Here is a 17,340-nt window from a genome sequence, read left to right on the forward strand (position 1 = left end):
AAACATCTCTTAAAATTAATTCTTGTTATATCAATTCCGGTTGCACCGGAATGATGTTAACTGTTAACTGTTACCTGTTAACGGTTAACAGTCAACAGTCAACAGTGAATTTACTATTCCGATGCTAACAGATTTGATATTACTTACCAATTGTGGCAGCTTGTGGCAGCTTCCGTTCCAAATCGAACAAAAAGCCATGAATGTACTCTTCCGTCCATTCCTCGCCGTAGAACCGTTTAAACATTCCCCGGGCGGGGTCTTTTTCGGCACGATACCGCAGGTAGCGCAGTTGAGCTTGTAAGATACTATCTAACTTTGCGCTATCTGTCACGGGTTCGGCGCGATCGACCAAATCCAAATAAGCAGCGAGATAGTCTTTGAATGCTGCAAAAACCCGAGTTTCCACAACTTCCGTTTCCTTGGGGCGAGTCCACAGAAACGCCGGTGAGAAAAACTGTTTGGCTTCTTCTGGAAAATCTCCGCCCCAGGGAAGGTGCGGTTGATGAGCTTGAAACATTTGCGCGATCGGCGCAGTATACTTAGCCTCGTAGTCAGCATCCCCGCCAAACAAAGGCTGCATATCCAGAGCAATTAAATGACCGCCCGGAAGCGTTACCAAATCCGCGCCAAAAAACGGCAAATCATAGTTAAGATGCGGGAAAATCACAAAATTCAGAACTTGCAAGCTGTTGCCGCCTTGGACGTGAGCCGCGCGAATTTGCCGCAGTTTCGGGGATGAAAAAGCATAACTGGTAGTTACGATTTCTTCTTGATTTTTCCCTTTGCCGACAGTAGCTTCCTTAAGTTCAAACCCTTCTGGAATCGGGTAAGACTGTAAGTCTAACCGATTTTTCATCAGAGCAATCGCCGTATCTAAAAAAGGTTGATAAAGAGTCATATCGATTTTAGATTTTAGATTTTAGATTTTAGATTAGACTTCTTCAATCAACAGGTTTGTAGTAATGGCTTTAGTTTTTCTTCCGAGGTTCGCAGTCAGGACTTTAGTCCTTCTTTCGAGGTTCGCAGTCAGGACTTTAGTCCCTTTTAAACCTTGACTTTAAGGACTGAAGTCCGAACGATCGAACTTTGTTGGAAAAATCCATGTAAATTCAGCGGTCATCGCGTGCCAGCGGCGACAGCTAAAGGCACAGCATCTTCAAACAAAAATTCGTAAAGAAATTTTTCTGCCCATTCGTGACCAAAATAACTGCTAAACAAGCCCGAAGCCGGGTCTCTGTCTGCGCTGTACTGGTCGTAATCTTTTTGAGCTTTAACGATGCGCTGGATATCTTCTTGGTCAGTCAGCGGTTGTGCGGACGACAGCATTTTCCAGTACAAATCCAAATAGTCTTTATAAGCTGGATATACCCGATTTTCTACAGTTTCCGCATCAGTTTTGGCGAACAGCAAGTATTTTGAAAAATACTGATTGGCGTCATAAAATTTCATTTCTAAATTTTGTGCCAAATCGTCATACTTGTCGCGGAGCGATTGTAGAGGTTGAACGTATTTTGCTATATAAGCTTCATCTCTAAAGAGCGGCTGAAAGTCGAGAACTACTAAAATTTTCTTCTTGCCAAAAGACAAGAGGTCAATTCCCAACAGAGGCAAATCGTAATTGTGATTGGGATAAATCACGCAATTAAAAACTTGAGCTGCTTCACCTGCATCGATGTAAGTGTAGCGAATTTTTCGCAATTGCGGGCATTCGTAAGACCAACTGCGGATTTTAGCTGGGGTTTTGCCGCGCTCGCTGACATTGACTTCCAACCCGGAGGGAATGGGGCGACTTTGCAAATCAAACCTTTGAAACAGCTCTTGCTCTAGGTATTCCCGAAAAGGCTGGTACATGGCGAATTAACTCAGGTGGCAAAACTCTTGCGATCGTAAAGGATGCGGTCGGCTCACGTCTCGTTTATTAAAAACAAAGTAACAATCCGTAACATTATGAAGGGCGATCGGGCTAATCTCAGGGCGGGTATGAAGTGCGACGGGCTTGTAGATTTCAAAACCAGCGTTTTTAAAGCGAAGTTTCCAAAGTTGCACCTACCACCCGAAAATCGGGATCTTTTGCCAAATAGCTCACAGCAGCGCGAGCTTGAGGATTGTCAAATTTTCTCAGCACCCGCGCAACTCGCATCCGAGTTTCCCAGTATTCGGCGCTCACTAGAGGTAACAATTGCTGCAATGCTTCTTCTGCTTTCTCCGTATTTGCCAGGATGCCCAATCCGTCCATCGCCACATCCTGCACTGGTATATCTTCGCCCGCTAGACCGATCGTACAAATTTCTAATATGGCATCAGGACACTGCATTTCGTACATGGGAGCCATGATACTGCGGCGGACGAGCCAATTGTCATCGCGGCGAAAAGCTTCCACCAAGTGAGGAATTGCCTCGGTGCCAAACATTGACACAGAGTTAGCGGCTTCTGCTCGCACGTTCGGATCGCGATCGAACTGCATCATTTTTAACAGCGCCGCGAAAGATTCCGCAGTTTTACTCTGGCGCAATCCCATCGCCACGAACGATCGTACCATGAACTCAGGATCGTCCACCTTCGTCAGCAACACCGGCAGCGCCACCGCAGCATCGCACTTTCTCAAAGCCGTTATCGCCCGCAGCCTGTCTTTAGAATCCGAACTTTCCAGCGCTGCTTCGATTTCGCTAATTTCCATGAGCCAATTTAAATATATTTTTGTTACTTTTCTTGACAATTTTAACAATTCTTGCCGGATTTTGGGAAAATTATAAAAAATTCAGTTATTAGATTATGTCTGCAAATTTAGAGGCTGAAACTTCAACACCAGAAGACGTTCAGGAAGTAATTGCTGAGTTGGAGCAATACCGCCAACGGCTGATCGACGATACCTTGGAAATGGCTAAAAAGGTAAAAATGCCCAAGCAAGCAGTGATGAAGCAGTTGGAAAATCACCCAGAGATAGTTTATATCGACGGGGCGCTAGCCAATTTGCGATCGCAACCCCAAGATAATAATACGGCGGTTGAAACTGCGTAAGCGTCAAACAATGTCCGAGCCAAGCGGACTAAGAGAAAATAACCTAATTTTTACCGCCCATTTTTTCACCCGCTTGGCATTGCTTTTGTTTGTCTAAACGCGGTTTCAACAGCCCGGTATTCTGAAACAATATGTAATTATGCTACTCCTGATTTAGGTTCATTTGAGATAATGCCGATCGCCCTTCTGGTAAAATTTCAATATGCCTTCTCCTAGTAATTATCCACTATCTATTGATCTATGACTCTCCAATTAAGCGAAAAAGCCAAAGAATTAATCCCGAAAGCCCGAATAGTCAACCTAGCCACCTGGGAAAATTCCCATTCTCCCGCAGAAATTCAACTGATTCAAGCTGCTGACGACACAGGTCGCTATCTCACCGATGAAGATTTGCAGCAACTTAACTCATCCGAACCAACATTAATTAATACTGTAAAGTTCCTGCGCGACAGTGCGGCGGATATTGTATCGGAAGCCAGGGAACAAGTTTTAGCGGCATATCCAAATATTTCTGAACCCGGAGGCGACCTTTATCCCCCAGCTAGGGCGGAGGCTTGTTGGCGAGATTTCTGGCATTTTCTGCGCTGCATTACCTATGGAATTGCGGGAAATACGCCAGAATTTACCAGCGATAAAGGGCTGCACAACATGAATTTATTATATCAAGAATTGGGCGTTCCTTTGCCTGCAATGGTTATAGGTTTGCAAGGAATTAAGGCTGCTAGTTTGAAGCGGTGCGATGCGGGCGATGCAGCAAAATTAGCTCCTTATTTCGACCATTTGATTGCGAAAATGAGCCAGTTTAGTTAAAAACTGAACATTAGCTAATTGTATGGGGCGCATTACCTACCATACAATTAGCTGGATAAAAACCGCAATTTGCAACCCTAATTTTCCCACGCATAAAACCCTAAATGATTAGAAATTGGACGTTCCTGCATGGGGATTTTATTCTGAATCGGAGCATTCAACAGTTTTGCTCCTGATGGCGATGCTACTGCCAAAGTGACCGAACCACCACCGTCCAAATTCAGCACTGTATCGGCTCCCAACTGCATCGCAATCTCTGTGATTTCGCTCAACTTCAGCCCTTCGCTGTAAAGCCTCTGCTTGCCGTCTGCCACAATTAACCACAACTTTTTGCCTGTGAGGTCGATCGCCGCAACTGCACGGGGATAGAGTTGATCTTGTTTGTTTTCTTCCTGAATTTGTGCTACTATTTTGCTATTTTTTACCAGTAAAGTATCTCCCGCAATTCCATAGGCTGTTCCCGCAGGACAATTGCCGTTTTCGACTATTTGAGCGCGGTTTTTGGTGTCAAAACAAAGGGCGGGAAAGTTTGAATCTGGTTGGGAATAAGCTTGGCTTTTGCTAATGGCGTGTCCGACGTTATTCACTCGATCGCCTCTGCGGGGATAATAATCCCAAGGTGCTTCCTCAATGCAGGGATAAAAAAAATTGGCATTGACTGCTAGTTGCAATTTGAATTCTTTGAGAAATTCAGTAGCGGTGCGGGCGTTGGTTTCTGTTAAATCGGCTGTTGGAGTTCCGGGGGTGACAAAAATTCCTATTCCTGGGGCTTTGAGGTCGATGCTAACAATGTGAATCATGATGGAACGTGGATTTGAGCGGAATTCCTTGCGGTAGGCTATTCCTTGAAAGAGCGATCGGGTTTCGTTTGTTTGTGCTGGACGCGAAAAGTAGGGAATGTTATAGATTAGTATTGGTGCGAGTAATATTCCGAAACCGAGAATGTGTGAAATGTGTTTGATTTTGAGCGGATTGGTTAGTTTCATTTTGTGAAGGAGATTTTTTAACGAACCGCGAAGACGCGAAGGACGCGAAGGAAGGAAAGAGAGGGAAGAGAAGAGAAATATGAGTTATTCGGATGTCCATAATTTTAGCAATCAAGTTTTGCGAAATCGATCGTTCCAAGGACAAGTTCTTAACGGTGCTGATTTTGGCGGTGCGGATGTTCGTGGCTGCAATTTTAGAAATGCTCAGTTGGAGGGTGCTAATTTTATTGGTGCGAAGATTGGGGTTTCTGGGCGACAGATTGCTGTTTTGAGTGCTGGGGCGATCGCGATTTGTTTGGTTGTGGGCGATGTTGTGACTAGACTGATTTTAGGAACCCAAGGACAGGTATTGGGTTCTCGCAGTTGGCCTTTTGTGCTGTTGCTGTATGGGGTTTTGAGCGTTGCTGGGTTGGCTGGGGCGATCGCCCGCACACAGCCACCAACCTCAAAAATCGGTAGATTTGCGGGGACAATTTCTGCTATTCTATCAGGGGCTTTGTTGGGATTTTTCTATGCTGGGACTGCAACTAATAATAATTCTCAGGCTGCTCTTGCTGGAATGGCGATCGGCGGGGTGTTAATGTTTTTTGTGAATTCCAGGATTCGCCGCCAATTTGCTAAGGTGGCGATCGTAGCGGCCCGAAGTGTTACGACTTACGGAGCAGCTTTTTTGTTTTCTGCCACTGCTAGCACTTTTCTGAGCACTCACAAACTGTTTTGGGGTACGTGTTTCGGTTTGGTGTCGCTGCTGTATTTTTGGTGGTCGTTTGTGTCTTTTTCTGCTATTGTTGGAGAGATTAGAAATGCTCAGCACACTTCGTTCAGAGGTGCAAATCTCGCTGATGCTAAATTTGATAGGAATTACATCAATCTAAAATCTAAAATTTAACATCTCAAATCCCATGACTAACATTCAAACAGCGATCGATCCAGCAGAAAGTGACGCTTTGCTGCAAACGGTGAGGGAACAAAGATCTCTCCAAACTTTCAATCCCAACGATAGCGAACTTCTCAAAAAGATGGTCGAATGTATGGGAGATTCGCGGGGAATGATGCGGCTGAATTTTGCCGAAACCCTCGGCTTAATTGGCAAACCAGCAACTCCTTTTTTGGTGGAAGCTCTAGCACACCACCCCAACCCTGTCGTCCGCAGAGCAAGTGCTAAAACGCTGACTCTGATTGGCGATCCCGTCGCCCTTCCGGCGCTGTTAGAGGCTTTTTTGCACGATGATGATACTGTTGTCCACGGTTCGTCGGCGGCAGCCCTCGCTCAGTTGGGCGAACCGTCTGTGCCGCATTTGTTGGAAGTTTTAGCTTCGCCAAAACATTCTGAAAATACTAAGGGACACGCGGCTTGGGCTTTGGCTTTTATCGGCTCGAAGGCAAAAAAATATTTGTATCGGGAAATCGCGTCGGATTCGGTTGAGGTGCGGGCTGCTGTCGTAGGGGCGATCGCCAAAATCGCTCAAGAAGAACCCGAAGAAGCTGCATTCAACCTGTTAGTTAATGCTCTCACAGACACAGCGGAAATTGTGCGTGTGGAAGCAGCATCGGCTTTGGGAATTACGGCTTACAAACCTGCAATTTCTAACTTAATTGAGTTGCTGCACCATGCAAGTTGGGAAAGTAGAAAAGCGGCGGCTCTAGCATTGATGAAAATTGGAACTAGCGAATATCCGCCGGAGTTTTCTGTTCTTTTGGAACCGTTGGAAGCTGCACTTGTTAATGAATCGGAAGCGCAGGTAAGGCAGGTGATTCAGTTGGCGATTTCTCAGATTCACAAACAGTCTGAGACTGATGATTGGGAATAGATAATTTATATCATGTTCGCTAGAATGACCACCATAAAATTGGTTTGTATGGAGGACGAAAAGTCCTCCATACAAACACTTTTATGACTGGTAATTGACTGCAGATGATATAGCCTTTCTCACAAAGGTGAGGTACAATAACAACAGTGTGTAAACCAGTTAAAAATATTTGATGATGTAACTTGACTGAATGCCAAATCTATGGCTTTCGCTAATTCTTGATAATTAGTAGTCTTGATAGAACGGAGAATATTTTTAAGTTTTGACCACAGATTTTCTATTGGTGAAAAATCTGGTGAATAGGTCGATAAGTATATTAATCTTGCCCCTTGTTTTTCGATAGCTTTTTTCACTTCTTCTCCCAAGTGAATAGAACAATTATCCATGACTACACAAGCCCCTTTCCATAGTTTTGGCACAAGTTTTCTGATAATAAAAGCCTCAAATGTAATTGCATCAGTCCCGCCTATTAGATTAACAGATGTCAAAATTTCCTTGACTGACAGGGCTCCAATTATTAATCCATTTTTGCCACGTTTCGTTGGTCTTGGGCCCTGGGCTCTTTGACCTTTCAAAGCTCTAGCATATAACCTAACTATTGCCAAATTAACTCCTGATTCGTCAATGAATATTAAGTCTTTCAAACCTTACGCTTTAATTTTTTGCCAGAACTCACATCGCAGAAGTTGAACTCGATCGGTGCCTTTGCCACGAAGGGAAGAGAGTTTTTTTTGACAGTAATATCTAAGAGTTTTATCATTCTTGCTATTGTCGATATACTCAGGGAAAATCCAATTTTCCCATAAAGTTTGGGACGAAGTTCTTCAAGAGTTGCATCATTGTTTACTTCAATCAATTCCCCCAATATAAGTAGTTGCTCTGCATTCAGTTTGCCCTTGACTCCACATCGGTCAGTTCGGGGAGTAATGTTTTTTGTTTCACGATATTGTTTAAGCAATTTTTGTACAAAGCTGAGGGCAGAGCGAAAAACGCTTAGCTATTGCTTTTTGTGAAATCGGTTCAGTATGATAAGTATCAAGGATCTTTTGCCTAAAATCAATCGAATAAGCTTTCATTTTACCAAGGTATGAAGAGGAGTATAAGTAAACGTGTTATGAGTCAACTTTTTCGTGCTGTCAAATAAATGCTATCATGTGTGGTATCGCTTTCGTGTGGCTTTACTGAACCATGTAATTCTAGTTGATTTGATCTGATTTTCTCTGTTGGATCCTCACGAGTGAGTGTCAGTAACATGATACCTCATATTTTTGAGAAAGGCTATATATCAATATTGCAAGATGAAATACATATTTTAAAATTTATGATGAATTAGTTACAAATAAATGTAAACTTATAAAATATCGCGTATTTTTTTTGATCGATAATGCTAGGACTTAGACCAGAAACAAAAAATATAAAATTACCTACTGTCCTCGATATTTTTTGCGGTGCAGGTGGGATGAGCTTAGGTTTTCAGAATGCCGGCTGTAAAATTTTAGGGGGAATTGATAAAAATCCTACTGATTTTACTGCACCTATCCCTTGATGCTAGACAAGAAAGAGGTGAATCTCTACCAGATATTGTCGCCAGTCTTAGATCACTTCTCGAAAACGACCCTATAGCCAAGGAAGAATTAGAAATACTCCTTTTTGAAGTTGGCTATCTGGATATACATATTCCCTACTATGAACAAATTGGCTATACCCCACGAGAAGTTAACTATTTCAAAGTCGAGGGAGATTTTCCCAGAATTATTGAAGCGGATCTCCGAAATGGCGTTGGCGATGTTCGCTACACCATTAGCGTTGCCGAGTGCCGACGCTTTTCAATACCAGAATTAGATGTAATTGCTGTAATTATTGGCAGCCATGAGTGAATAAGCCAAATTAATTCATTTTGCTGAAGACCTCAGACAATTTTGCCCTGCCCTTTAACTCCTCTAAATGCTGATGAATGACATTTAATCGCACGGGTACAACAGGTAAACCCTCTTGCCAAAGGGCGATCGCCCTTGCCATATCAAACTCTACCACTTGAAGCGATCGCCCTTACCACACAATCCAACGCCAAAAACAGCAAAACCCGCTACATAACGGGCTTTAAAATATGGACACAACTGGACTCGAACCAGTGACCCCTACGATGTCAACGTAGTGCTCTAACCAACTGAGCTATGCGTCCTCACGGATTACTAACTTAGCACAACATTCGATCGCCTGTCAAGCATAAATATTCAAAAATTTATCGACTCCCGCCCCAGAAACCGGGTTTTGCACCAGGCTCAAGGGCTACAAGCAAGTATTTTCCGCAAAAAACCCGGTTTCTGCATCCCGTTCGATCGCCCTACAACCAAATTCTCCGCCAAATCTTCACAGTTCGATCGCCCCCACCGCTAGCCAAACACCCCCCATCAGCACTAAACGCCACCGACAAAATCTCCCCCTCGTGCCCAGTCAGAAGTTCCAGCAAACCCCCCGTCGCCGCATCCCACAAATAAATCGAACCATCCCGACTCCCCGTTGCCAAAACCCCACCATCCGGGCTAAACGCCACACACAAAACATCCCCAGAATTGTCCCTCATACTTCGCAGCAGCGTACCTTCCCCCCCTGCATCCACCCGCCACAACTTCGCCGTACCATCCCGACTCCCACTAACCAAAACCGATGATCCTTCTCCAACTCCCCCCCTTAACAAGGGGGGACTGGGGGGGGTCTGACCGGCAAGGGAGCTGGGGGGGGTTCCAGCAAAGGCGATCGCCCGCACCCAATCCCCGTGCTCTGCTAAAGTACAGATCGATCGACCATTGCGCCAATCCCACAACTGCACAGTCTTATCCCGACTACCACTAGCCAAAAACTCCCCACCAAGACTAAAAGCCACCGCCTCCACCCCACCAGCGTGACCAGTCAAAACCGACATCGGCCTACCCTTATTCAAATTCCATAACTGCACAGTCTTGTCCCGACTACCACTAGCCAAAACCTGACCGTCGCGACTGAACGCCACAGCATAAACCCGATCCTCATGACCGCGCAAAGCGTACCACCACTTACCCTTATTCAAATCCCAAATTTGAATCGTCTTATCCCGACCACCGCTAGCCAAAGTCGCACCATCTGGACTAAACGCCACACAAGTCACCCAGTCAGAATGGCCCGTGAGAGTGTACCAGCGCTTACCCGCCTCCAACTTCCAAATCTCAATCGTCTTATCCTCACTCCCGCTAGCCAAAGTCGCCCCATCAGGACTGAAAGCTACCGACGTGACAGCATTAGAATGCCCTACCAGAGTATGAACGCACCTCCAAGTAGGCGCGCGGGCCGGCAAAACCCGCTGCTTCCGGGGCACAGGTATAATCGTGCCTGCAACCGTTGGCGGCACCGTATTCTGCACAGCAGGCGCAGTCTGTGGCACTGGAATTGCTATTGGCGCGGGAGTCGGGGGAACCTGTGGAGGCGACTGCTGCGGCTGCAAATCTTGGAGAATCTCAGCTACAGATTTGTAGCGGCGACTGAGACTCGACTCGATCATTTTGTCCAGAATGCGGCTTAATTTCGGAGGGATTTGAACCTTCAAAAAATCTCGCCAAACCCAAACATCCTGATTGATATCGAACAAATCAAAAGGAGATACTTGAGTCAGCAAATAAATGCAAGTAACACCCAAACTGTAAAAATCGCTGGCATAAACCGCTTGACCTCTAATTTGTTCCGGCGCGACGAATTCCGGCGAACCGATTACTGTACCGGTTTCTCTCAAACCTTCCACAAGTTTGGCTGCGCCAAAATCAACTAAAACTAATTCCCCGGTTAAAGTTGGGTAACTATAATTTATTGGAGTTTGAGAAAAACGGCGGCGGATAATATTGGGCGGTTTAATATCTCGGTGAATGACACTGCGCGAGTGCACGAACTGCAATACTGGTAATAAATCATTCAGCAAACTCAAAATTTGATTGGCGCCCAAAGGCCCATTTCGCAGTAATTCTTGCTGTAAATTCTCACCTTCTATAAATTCCTGTACTAAATACTGATAGCGTTCCTGTTGAAAGTGCGCCAGCAATTCGGGAATTTGTGGGTGTTTCCCCAATTCGTCCAGCCGCACGGCTTCTCGGTTGAATAATTCTGCTGCTTTCTCGCTGCTGCTGGTTCCTTGGGATAGGGGGAAAAACTGTTTAATTGCACAGCGCGGTTTTGAGGGTTTGTCTTGGTCTATTGCTAAAAAAGTGCGGCCGAAACCGCCGCGCCCGAGGGGTTTGATGGCGCGGTAACGCTCTCTGAGTAACAGTTTGGAGCCGCAACTCAGGCAATATTGGGTGCGATCGGCATTTTGCGGGTTTTGACAGGAGGGGTTTAGGCAATAACTCATACCATTTTCGATTTTCGATTTTCGATTTTCGATGGGGGATGGCTGATAACATCAAGGTTTGGATGTTGCCTGAAGTTACATTTTTTTAGAACTGATACCATAACTGAACCGAGAAGCAATCAGCAGCATATTTCTATGATACTGAGGTACAAGACATCTCGGCTATGGCGTTACAAATTAAAATTAAAGGACTGAAGTCCGAACATCAAACTGGCTCGATCGTTTGGACTTCAGTCCTCAGAATTTAAGCTTTCGCTTTAACATTCAGAGCATATTCTTTAAATCTTTCCAAGTCAGCCTGAATAGTCGATTCAACAACTCGCGCTAGAAATGAATTGTCCATCAATTTTGCCAGCCAACCGGGAACTCCATAGGCCACTGTCAGTTTGACTATGCTGCTGTTTTTGCGATCGTAAAATCGCACCGCACCCCGATTCGGCAAACCGTCTACCGATTCCCACTGAATTATCTGATTCGGTACTAATTTCAGAATCCGCGAAAGCCAGCTAAATTCTAACCCGCCCGTTGCGAGTTTCCAACGAGATAATTCTGGGTTATCTTCAAGAATGCGAACAGAGTCTATCCACTTCATCCAGCGCGGCATTTGTTCTAAATCTGACCAAAGTTCCCACGCTAATTCGATAGGAATTGCCACTTCTACTTGTACGCTATGTTCTAACCAATCAGTCATGGGATTTTAGATATTTTAGATTGGGAATGGGGAATGGGGCATAGGGCATGGGGAATTGGTTATATCAAATCCGGTAGCATCGGAATTATCAGAGTGCGAGCGTCCTCGATCGCTACCTAAATAGCGATCGAGGACGCTTGCACTCTCGTCGATAGATAGAAATATATAATTCCAATGCAACCGGAAACGATATTATTGGTTATTATTACCAACAAATAGGAACCAATAACCAACAACCAACTAATGACTAATGACTAATGACTAATGACCGTAAACTTCGAGAATTACCTTAGCGGCTTGATGACCGGAAATTGTTGCACCTTCCATGCTATCAATGTAGTCTTGCTGAGTGTAACTTCCTGCTAAAAAGAAGTTAGGTACAGGAGTTTTTTGAGCGGGGCGGTAAACATCCATTCCCGGTGCTTCGCGATACAAAGATTGAGCCAACTTAACCACGCTGTACCAAGTCATGTTTAATTCCCGTGCTGAGGGAAATAAATCCTGAACTTGCTTGAGTACGTGTTGGGCGATCGCCTCATTGCTTTGTTTGATAAACGGATCGCCCGGTGTCAGCACCAACTGCAACAGAGAACCTTGTCCTTCTTTATAGTAATCCTTGGGACTTGTCAGCGCCAAATCTGCAAAACAAGAAAAATCTGCATCTGCTGAATATAGCAAATTATCAATTCCTACAGCGTGGCTCAACTGTTTGCGCTGTGCTTCATCTTCCAGTTCCGTTACCCAACCGTCGAACCGCAATTGTACTGTAGCAACCGGCACCGCATCCAATTTGTAAATATTGTCAAATTCCGACCATTTACGCCAAGCTGGCGGCAATATTTTTTGAATTCCCGGCACGTCTAAGGCGAAAACGTAGGCATCGGCGGTGATATTTTCTTCGGTTTCGCCGTTCGCTACTATCAGGCCTGTGACGCGCGTTTCTGCTGCTTCTTGAAACTGAATTTCTCGGACTCTGCGCCTGGTATGAATTTTGGTTCCTTTGCTTTCCAAATATTCCACAATTGGTTTGTGCAAATATTCGCTGGGAGAACCGGCTAGCATCCGCATCATAGAGGCTTCGGTTTTTGTTGCAAAGAATTGGAAGATTGTCAACATACACCGGGCCGAAATATTTTCGGTGTCGATAAAACCTAGTGCGTAGGCGATCGGATTCCACATTCTTTTGAGGGAGTTTTGATTGCCGCCTTGACCGCGAAACCAGTCAGCAAAGCTAATTTTATCCAAATCGCGGATAGTTTTCATTGCTCCGTCAAAGTCGATCAAACCTCGGACGATGGGGCTAGTTCCGAGGGCGATCGCATTTTGAATTTTGTCCTGTACTGATAGTTGGGATGTAGTAAAAAATGCCTTTAAACCGTGCAACGGAGCACCCACGGGAAAGCGAAAATCTAAAGAACCAGTTTCGCCCCCTCGATTGATAAAAGTGTGAACGTGTTCTTTGAGGAGCAAATCGTCAAAAGCTCCTACTTTTTTCATCAGAGCAAATAAGTTATAATAGCAGCCGAAGAAGACGTGCAAACCCATTTCCACATGATTCCCGTCGGGATCTACCCAACTGCCTACTTTGCCGCCGACAAAGGGGCGAGATTCAAAAATTTCTACTTCGTGGCCAGCATCGACTAAATCGACTGCTGCGGTCATTCCAGCCAGTCCCGCACCTGCGATCGCAACCCGCATCTTACAATTCCTTATCCAGTATTTTTACAAATTGTAACAAATTTTAGCTAAAAACACCGGAATCCCCACGCTTGTCGCCTCGATTGGTGTGGGATCGGAGGTGCGGTGACGCGCTTGATTCCACCGACTTACAACCTTACAAGCGCAAGCGTTAAGCAGTGAGAGGGTGGATGACGACATCAAAGCACAATAAGTCTGTTTATTCAACAGATATATCTTGCTCATCGATATATTTTTTCAATTGTTCAACAGTCATGCCACCGTAAGAGGCAATAAAATAGTAGTACGAAAGCTCGATCGACATCAGCAAACAAAAATTAGAAAAAACCTATGCAGCCCATCCGACAAGGCGACGTAATTCTCACCCCGGTACCGCAAATCGCAGGAGAAAAGAAACCTCACCTAACTCTCGCCGAAGGTGAAGTCACGGGACATTCTCACCAGATAATTGAGGGACAAGCTGAACTGTACGAAAAAGACGGTACTCTGTACTTGCGAGTGCTTTCGCCCACAGCTTTATTGAGTCACGAAGAACACCATGCGATCGCAATTCCTGAAGGTAATTGGATGGTGCGAATTCAGCGCGAATATGAGCCCCAAGGTTGGCGGTATGTCGCAGACTAAGGTTTAACAAACCTTAGCCAGCACAAGAAGCTAAGATTCTAGTTTATCTCGAAAAGTGGAGGGCGAGATCGCTTTCCACTTTTCGCGATCGATCGCACGCTGTGGAAATGATTAAAGTGGGTGCTTGTGCGATCGGCATTTACAGCATTGGATGTCATTTTGTGCGATCGTATTTGTCAAGAACTAGCAGCTACAGAATTAGATATTTGCCAGGAATATATAATTTTCCACAATTTTATGTCAGAACAACAACCAAATCCCGCAGAATTCAACAGCTTTGCCGACTGGTGCTTGCACAAAGACAGCCTTTCAGAAGCAGCAAAACATACAGTTGAGATGCTGTTAAAGTGTGCTGGCACTTCCAATATTCATGAAGCGAACCGGATACTGTCAAGTAGGAATAAGCTGCATCTGTGCTGCAATCTAATATCAGACATTACACCCCTGCAATCTCTGACTCATTTGAAAGAGCTGAATCTTCAGGACAATCTAATATCAGACATCACGCCACTGCAATCTCTGATTAATTTGACTGCTCTGAATCTGTCCGACAATCAAATATCAGATGTTGCATACCTGCAAGGGTTGACTCATTTGACTTCTCTTTATCTGTCCAACAATCAGATATCAGATATCGCATACTTGCAATCTCTAAGTCATTTAAAAGAGCTGCATCTAGACTACAATCAAATATCAAACATTACACCTTTACAATCTCTAACTCATTTAACTGATCTATATCTGCAATTCAATGAAATATCAGATATCACACCACTGCAATCTCTGACTCACTTGAGCAATCTATATTTGCAATACAATGAAATATCAGATATCACACCGCTGCAATTATGCGCGGGTTTGACTGGGATATATATTTACTACAATGAAATATCAGACATCACACCGCTGCAATCATGCGCGGGTTTGACTTCTCTGGATCTTTCCAACAATCAAATATCAGACATCACACCGCTGCAATCTCTGACTAATTTAAGTTCTCTGGATCTGTCTGACAATCAAATATCAGATATCGCATACCTACAATATCTAACTCATTTAAGTTCTCTGAATCTGTCTGACAATCAAATATCAGATATTACACACCTACAATCTCTAAGTCATTTGACTTGTCTGAATCTGTCTAACAATCAAATATTAGACATCGCATACTTGCAACCTCTAAGTCATTTGAATGATCTGAAACTGTCCAACAATGAAATATCAGACATCGCATACTTGCAATCTCTAAGTCATTTGAAAAAACTGCATTTATGTGGCAATCAAATATCAGACATCGCATACCTGCAATCTCTAACTAATTTGACCGATCTCACTCTATCTGACAATCAAATATCAGACCTCACGCCCCTACAATTTCTAACTAATTTGACCGATATTGGTCTCAGAAAAAATAAAATATCAGACTTAACACCTTTACAATGTCTGACTCATTTGACTTCTCTTTATCTGTCCCACAATCACATATCAGACTTAACCCCCCTACAATTTTTGACTCATTTGACTGCGTTGCATCTGTTCAACAATCACATATCAGACTTAACACCCCTACAATCTTTGACTCATTTGACTGCGCTGTCTCTAAGCAAAAATAAAATATCAGACCTCTCACCCCTACAATCTTTGACTCATTTGACTAAACTGTATCTGCTCAAGAATAAAATATCAGATATCACACCCTTACAATCTCTGACTCATTTGACTGTTCTGAATCTGCTCAAAAATAAAATATCAGACTTCACGCCCCTGCAATATCTAACTGATTTGACTAAGCTGTTTGTAAACTTTAAAGCTGAACAGAAGAGTCTGATCGAACCCTGTCGTCAAAAGTGGGGAACTCTCGCCAACTCTACCGAACCAATCTCTCACCCCAAGGCCACTACCGCCCTTAAATCTGTCTACGAAACCCTGGGTTTAGAACTTCCAGAAATAACTTTTTACAGTAGCCCTAGCGAAGCGTTTGCACAACTAGAAACTCTGCAATATTCTATACAAAACAATGAGTGTGTCGAGCAGTTTGACAAATATATAAAAGATGAATTACACCCATTTATTTTAATATCAGAGTTGCAGCAACTTTCGCAGTCAATTGTATGGGAGGAACAGCTAAAACAACAATTGAATGCAAATTTTTTAGAGTGTGGGAACTATTCAAAGTCAATATTTACTCCGAAATACTTGGTTGAGGCTCTCGCTCTTGCTGAATTCTGTGTTTATGGCTTGGGAATTGTTGTTAAACCAGAATCACAGAAACTTTTTGAATGTCTGAACCAGCTTTTAGCAGAATGCGGCTGGGTTTTTGCGTTTGAGAATATCTGCATTGTATGCTCGCGCCCTTGTCAGCTTAGCCTTGACAGCGAATACCGCCTCCATGCAGAAGGTGAACCTGCACTGGAATTTCCCGACGGTTACAAAATCTATTCCTACCACGGTGTAACATTACCTGAAAAATACGGACACATTCACCCCAATCTGTGGCAAGCACAATGGCTTTTAGAAGAAAAAAATGCTGAATTAAGACGAGTATTAATTCAGAAAATTGGTTATGCTAGAATTTGCTCGGAACTGCAAGCAACAGAATTAGATTGCTGGAAAGAATACACGCTGCTCAAAATTGATGCTGATATTGATGGCTTCGATCCAAATGATTTCGATGGCGATGATGATGCTCCGAAAAAAGAAGATATTTATCTGTTAAAAATGATTTGTCCGAGCACCGGACACATTCATGTTTTGCGAGTTCCGCCAGATATGACATCTGCTAAAGAGGCAATTCGCTGGGTAAATTGGGATATTGACTCAGAAGAGTTTTCGGTGCAAACTTGAGTAATACTAATTTAAAAAAGCTACAATCATCAATCTGAGGCCAATTGTTAAAAGCAGAGTCCAGCGCCGGAGACGGCAGTGCCGTTTCCCTACCCGATTATGTTGTTAAAAGCAGAGTCCAGCCGGAGAGGGCAGTGCCGTTTCCTTACCCGATTATGTTGTTAAAAGTTGCAGAGTCCAGCGCCGGAGAGGGCAGTGCCGTTTCCCTACTGATAACTGCTAGATTGGCAAAATATTAATCTATAAAACACTAATCAAGATTGGGCCTGTGACACTTAAAATGGTGGAATGCACCAAGTGTCAATTTAGCAAAAACTGTGGATAACATAGGAAAGAAGCCCACCTTCAGTCAAAGTTGGGCTAAATTCATGCCAGCTTACCGACAGCTAGGCAATCGGGTCTCTTAGCGGGTAGACGTAAAAGTTGAGAAAAAGATCCGAACTTTGTCGAAAAACTTATCCCCAACAATTAAGCTCCAGTTTACCC

Annotated in this window: 16 protein-coding genes, 1 tRNA gene and 1 pseudogene; 8 read left to right on the top strand and 10 right to left on the bottom strand. The window is 44.0% G+C overall.

Annotation, left to right across the window (positions count from 1 at the left end; translation table 11 throughout):
- Positions 1 to 139: 139 nt before the first annotated feature.
- From QT998_RS19970 to QT998_RS19980, 3 genes are all read right to left on the bottom strand, one after another.
- Entirely contained in the window at positions 140 to 898 is a 759-nt protein-coding gene (locus QT998_RS19970; protein WP_194012015.1) for a phycoerythrobilin:ferredoxin oxidoreductase, read from the bottom strand.
- 218 nt (positions 899 to 1,116) lie between these two features.
- Positions 1,117 to 1,851, bottom strand: coding sequence for a 15,16-dihydrobiliverdin:ferredoxin oxidoreductase (locus QT998_RS19975; RefSeq protein WP_333090293.1), 735 nt, complete (start codon positions 1,849 to 1,851; stop codon positions 1,117 to 1,119).
- Positions 1,852 to 2,020: 169 nt separating this feature from the next.
- Positions 2,021 to 2,677: a HEAT repeat domain-containing protein gene (locus tag QT998_RS19980; RefSeq protein ID WP_333090292.1), complete on the bottom strand. Its 657-nt coding sequence runs from the start codon at positions 2,675 to 2,677 to the stop codon at positions 2,021 to 2,023.
- Positions 2,678 to 2,772: 95 nt separating this feature from the next.
- Here QT998_RS19980 and QT998_RS19985 point away from each other — a divergent pair, with 95 nt between their 5' ends.
- Both QT998_RS19985 and QT998_RS19990 read left to right on the top strand, forming a co-directional pair.
- A complete protein-coding gene (locus QT998_RS19985; RefSeq protein ID WP_194012012.1) occupies positions 2,773 to 3,018 on the top strand; it encodes an acetyltransferase in 246 nt (81 codons plus the stop codon).
- Between the two features lie 240 nt (positions 3,019 to 3,258).
- Positions 3,259 to 3,828: a phycobilisome protein gene (locus QT998_RS19990; protein WP_333117308.1), complete on the top strand. Its 570-nt coding sequence runs from the start codon at positions 3,259 to 3,261 to the stop codon at positions 3,826 to 3,828.
- 77 nt (positions 3,829 to 3,905) lie between these two features.
- Here QT998_RS19990 and QT998_RS19995 read toward each other — a convergent pair whose 3' ends face one another.
- On the bottom strand, positions 3,906 to 4,814 hold the full coding sequence (locus QT998_RS19995; RefSeq protein ID WP_333117306.1) for a phosphodiester glycosidase family protein: 909 nt from the start codon (positions 4,812 to 4,814) through the stop codon (positions 3,906 to 3,908).
- Between the two features lie 79 nt (positions 4,815 to 4,893).
- On the opposite strand from QT998_RS19995, the gene QT998_RS20000 reads away from it, so the two are divergent.
- Both QT998_RS20000 and QT998_RS20005 read left to right on the top strand, forming a co-directional pair.
- On the top strand, positions 4,894 to 5,703 hold the full coding sequence (locus tag QT998_RS20000) for a pentapeptide repeat-containing protein (protein ID WP_333117305.1): 810 nt from the start codon (positions 4,894 to 4,896) through the stop codon (positions 5,701 to 5,703).
- A 13-nt stretch (positions 5,704 to 5,716) separates the two neighbouring features.
- Positions 5,717 to 6,625 (top strand): HEAT repeat domain-containing protein, encoded by a 909-nt coding sequence (locus tag QT998_RS20005; RefSeq protein ID WP_333117303.1) that lies wholly within the window; start codon positions 5,717 to 5,719, stop codon positions 6,623 to 6,625.
- A gap of 119 nt (positions 6,626 to 6,744) precedes the next feature.
- Here QT998_RS20005 and QT998_RS20010 read toward each other — a convergent pair.
- A pseudogene (locus QT998_RS20010) lies at positions 6,745 to 7,701 on the bottom strand (IS630 family transposase).
- A gap of 383 nt (positions 7,702 to 8,084) precedes the next feature.
- Between QT998_RS20010 and QT998_RS20015 the strand changes: the two are divergent.
- Entirely contained in the window at positions 8,085 to 8,171 is an 87-nt protein-coding gene (locus tag QT998_RS20015; protein WP_333218132.1) for a hypothetical protein, read from the top strand.
- Positions 8,131 to 8,502 (top strand): PD-(D/E)XK motif protein, encoded by a 372-nt coding sequence (locus tag QT998_RS20020; protein WP_333117299.1) that lies wholly within the window; start codon positions 8,131 to 8,133, stop codon positions 8,500 to 8,502. The genes QT998_RS20015 and QT998_RS20020 overlap by 41 nt, the downstream gene beginning before the upstream one ends.
- A 10-nt stretch (positions 8,503 to 8,512) precedes the next feature.
- On the opposite strand, the gene QT998_RS20025 is transcribed toward QT998_RS20020, so the two are convergent.
- From QT998_RS20025 to zds, 5 genes are all read right to left on the bottom strand, one after another.
- The gene (locus QT998_RS20025; RefSeq protein WP_333090285.1) at positions 8,513 to 8,659 is read right to left on the bottom strand and encodes a hypothetical protein; all 147 of its coding nucleotides are present in this window, start codon (positions 8,657 to 8,659) and stop codon (positions 8,513 to 8,515) included.
- Positions 8,660 to 8,733: 74 nt separating this feature from the next.
- Positions 8,734 to 8,807: transfer RNA gene (locus QT998_RS20030), tRNA-Val, on the bottom strand.
- Positions 8,808 to 8,969: 162 nt separating this feature from the next.
- Entirely contained in the window at positions 8,970 to 10,997 is a 2,028-nt protein-coding gene (locus QT998_RS20035) for a serine/threonine-protein kinase (protein WP_333117297.1), read from the bottom strand.
- A 244-nt stretch (positions 10,998 to 11,241) separates the two neighbouring features.
- A complete protein-coding gene (locus QT998_RS20040; protein WP_194013045.1) occupies positions 11,242 to 11,688 on the bottom strand; it encodes an SRPBCC family protein in 447 nt (148 codons plus the stop codon).
- 261 nt (positions 11,689 to 11,949) lie between these two features.
- On the bottom strand, positions 11,950 to 13,386 hold the full coding sequence (zds, locus tag QT998_RS20045; RefSeq protein ID WP_333090283.1) for a 9,9'-di-cis-zeta-carotene desaturase: 1,437 nt from the start codon (positions 13,384 to 13,386) through the stop codon (positions 11,950 to 11,952).
- A gap of 330 nt (positions 13,387 to 13,716) precedes the next feature.
- Here zds and QT998_RS20050 point away from each other — a divergent pair, with 330 nt between their 5' ends.
- Positions 13,717 to 14,010 (top strand): hypothetical protein, encoded by a 294-nt coding sequence (locus QT998_RS20050; RefSeq protein ID WP_265238746.1) that lies wholly within the window; start codon positions 13,717 to 13,719, stop codon positions 14,008 to 14,010.
- A gap of 126 nt (positions 14,011 to 14,136) precedes the next feature.
- Entirely contained in the window at positions 14,137 to 16,854 is a 2,718-nt protein-coding gene (locus QT998_RS20055) for a leucine-rich repeat domain-containing protein (protein WP_333117295.1), read from the top strand.
- Positions 16,855 to 17,340 lie beyond the last annotated feature (486 nt).

The sequence above is a fragment of the Microcoleus sp. S1D4 genome, from assembly GCF_036700765.1.
GTDB lineage: Bacteria > Cyanobacteriota > Cyanobacteriia > Cyanobacteriales > Microcoleaceae > Microcoleus.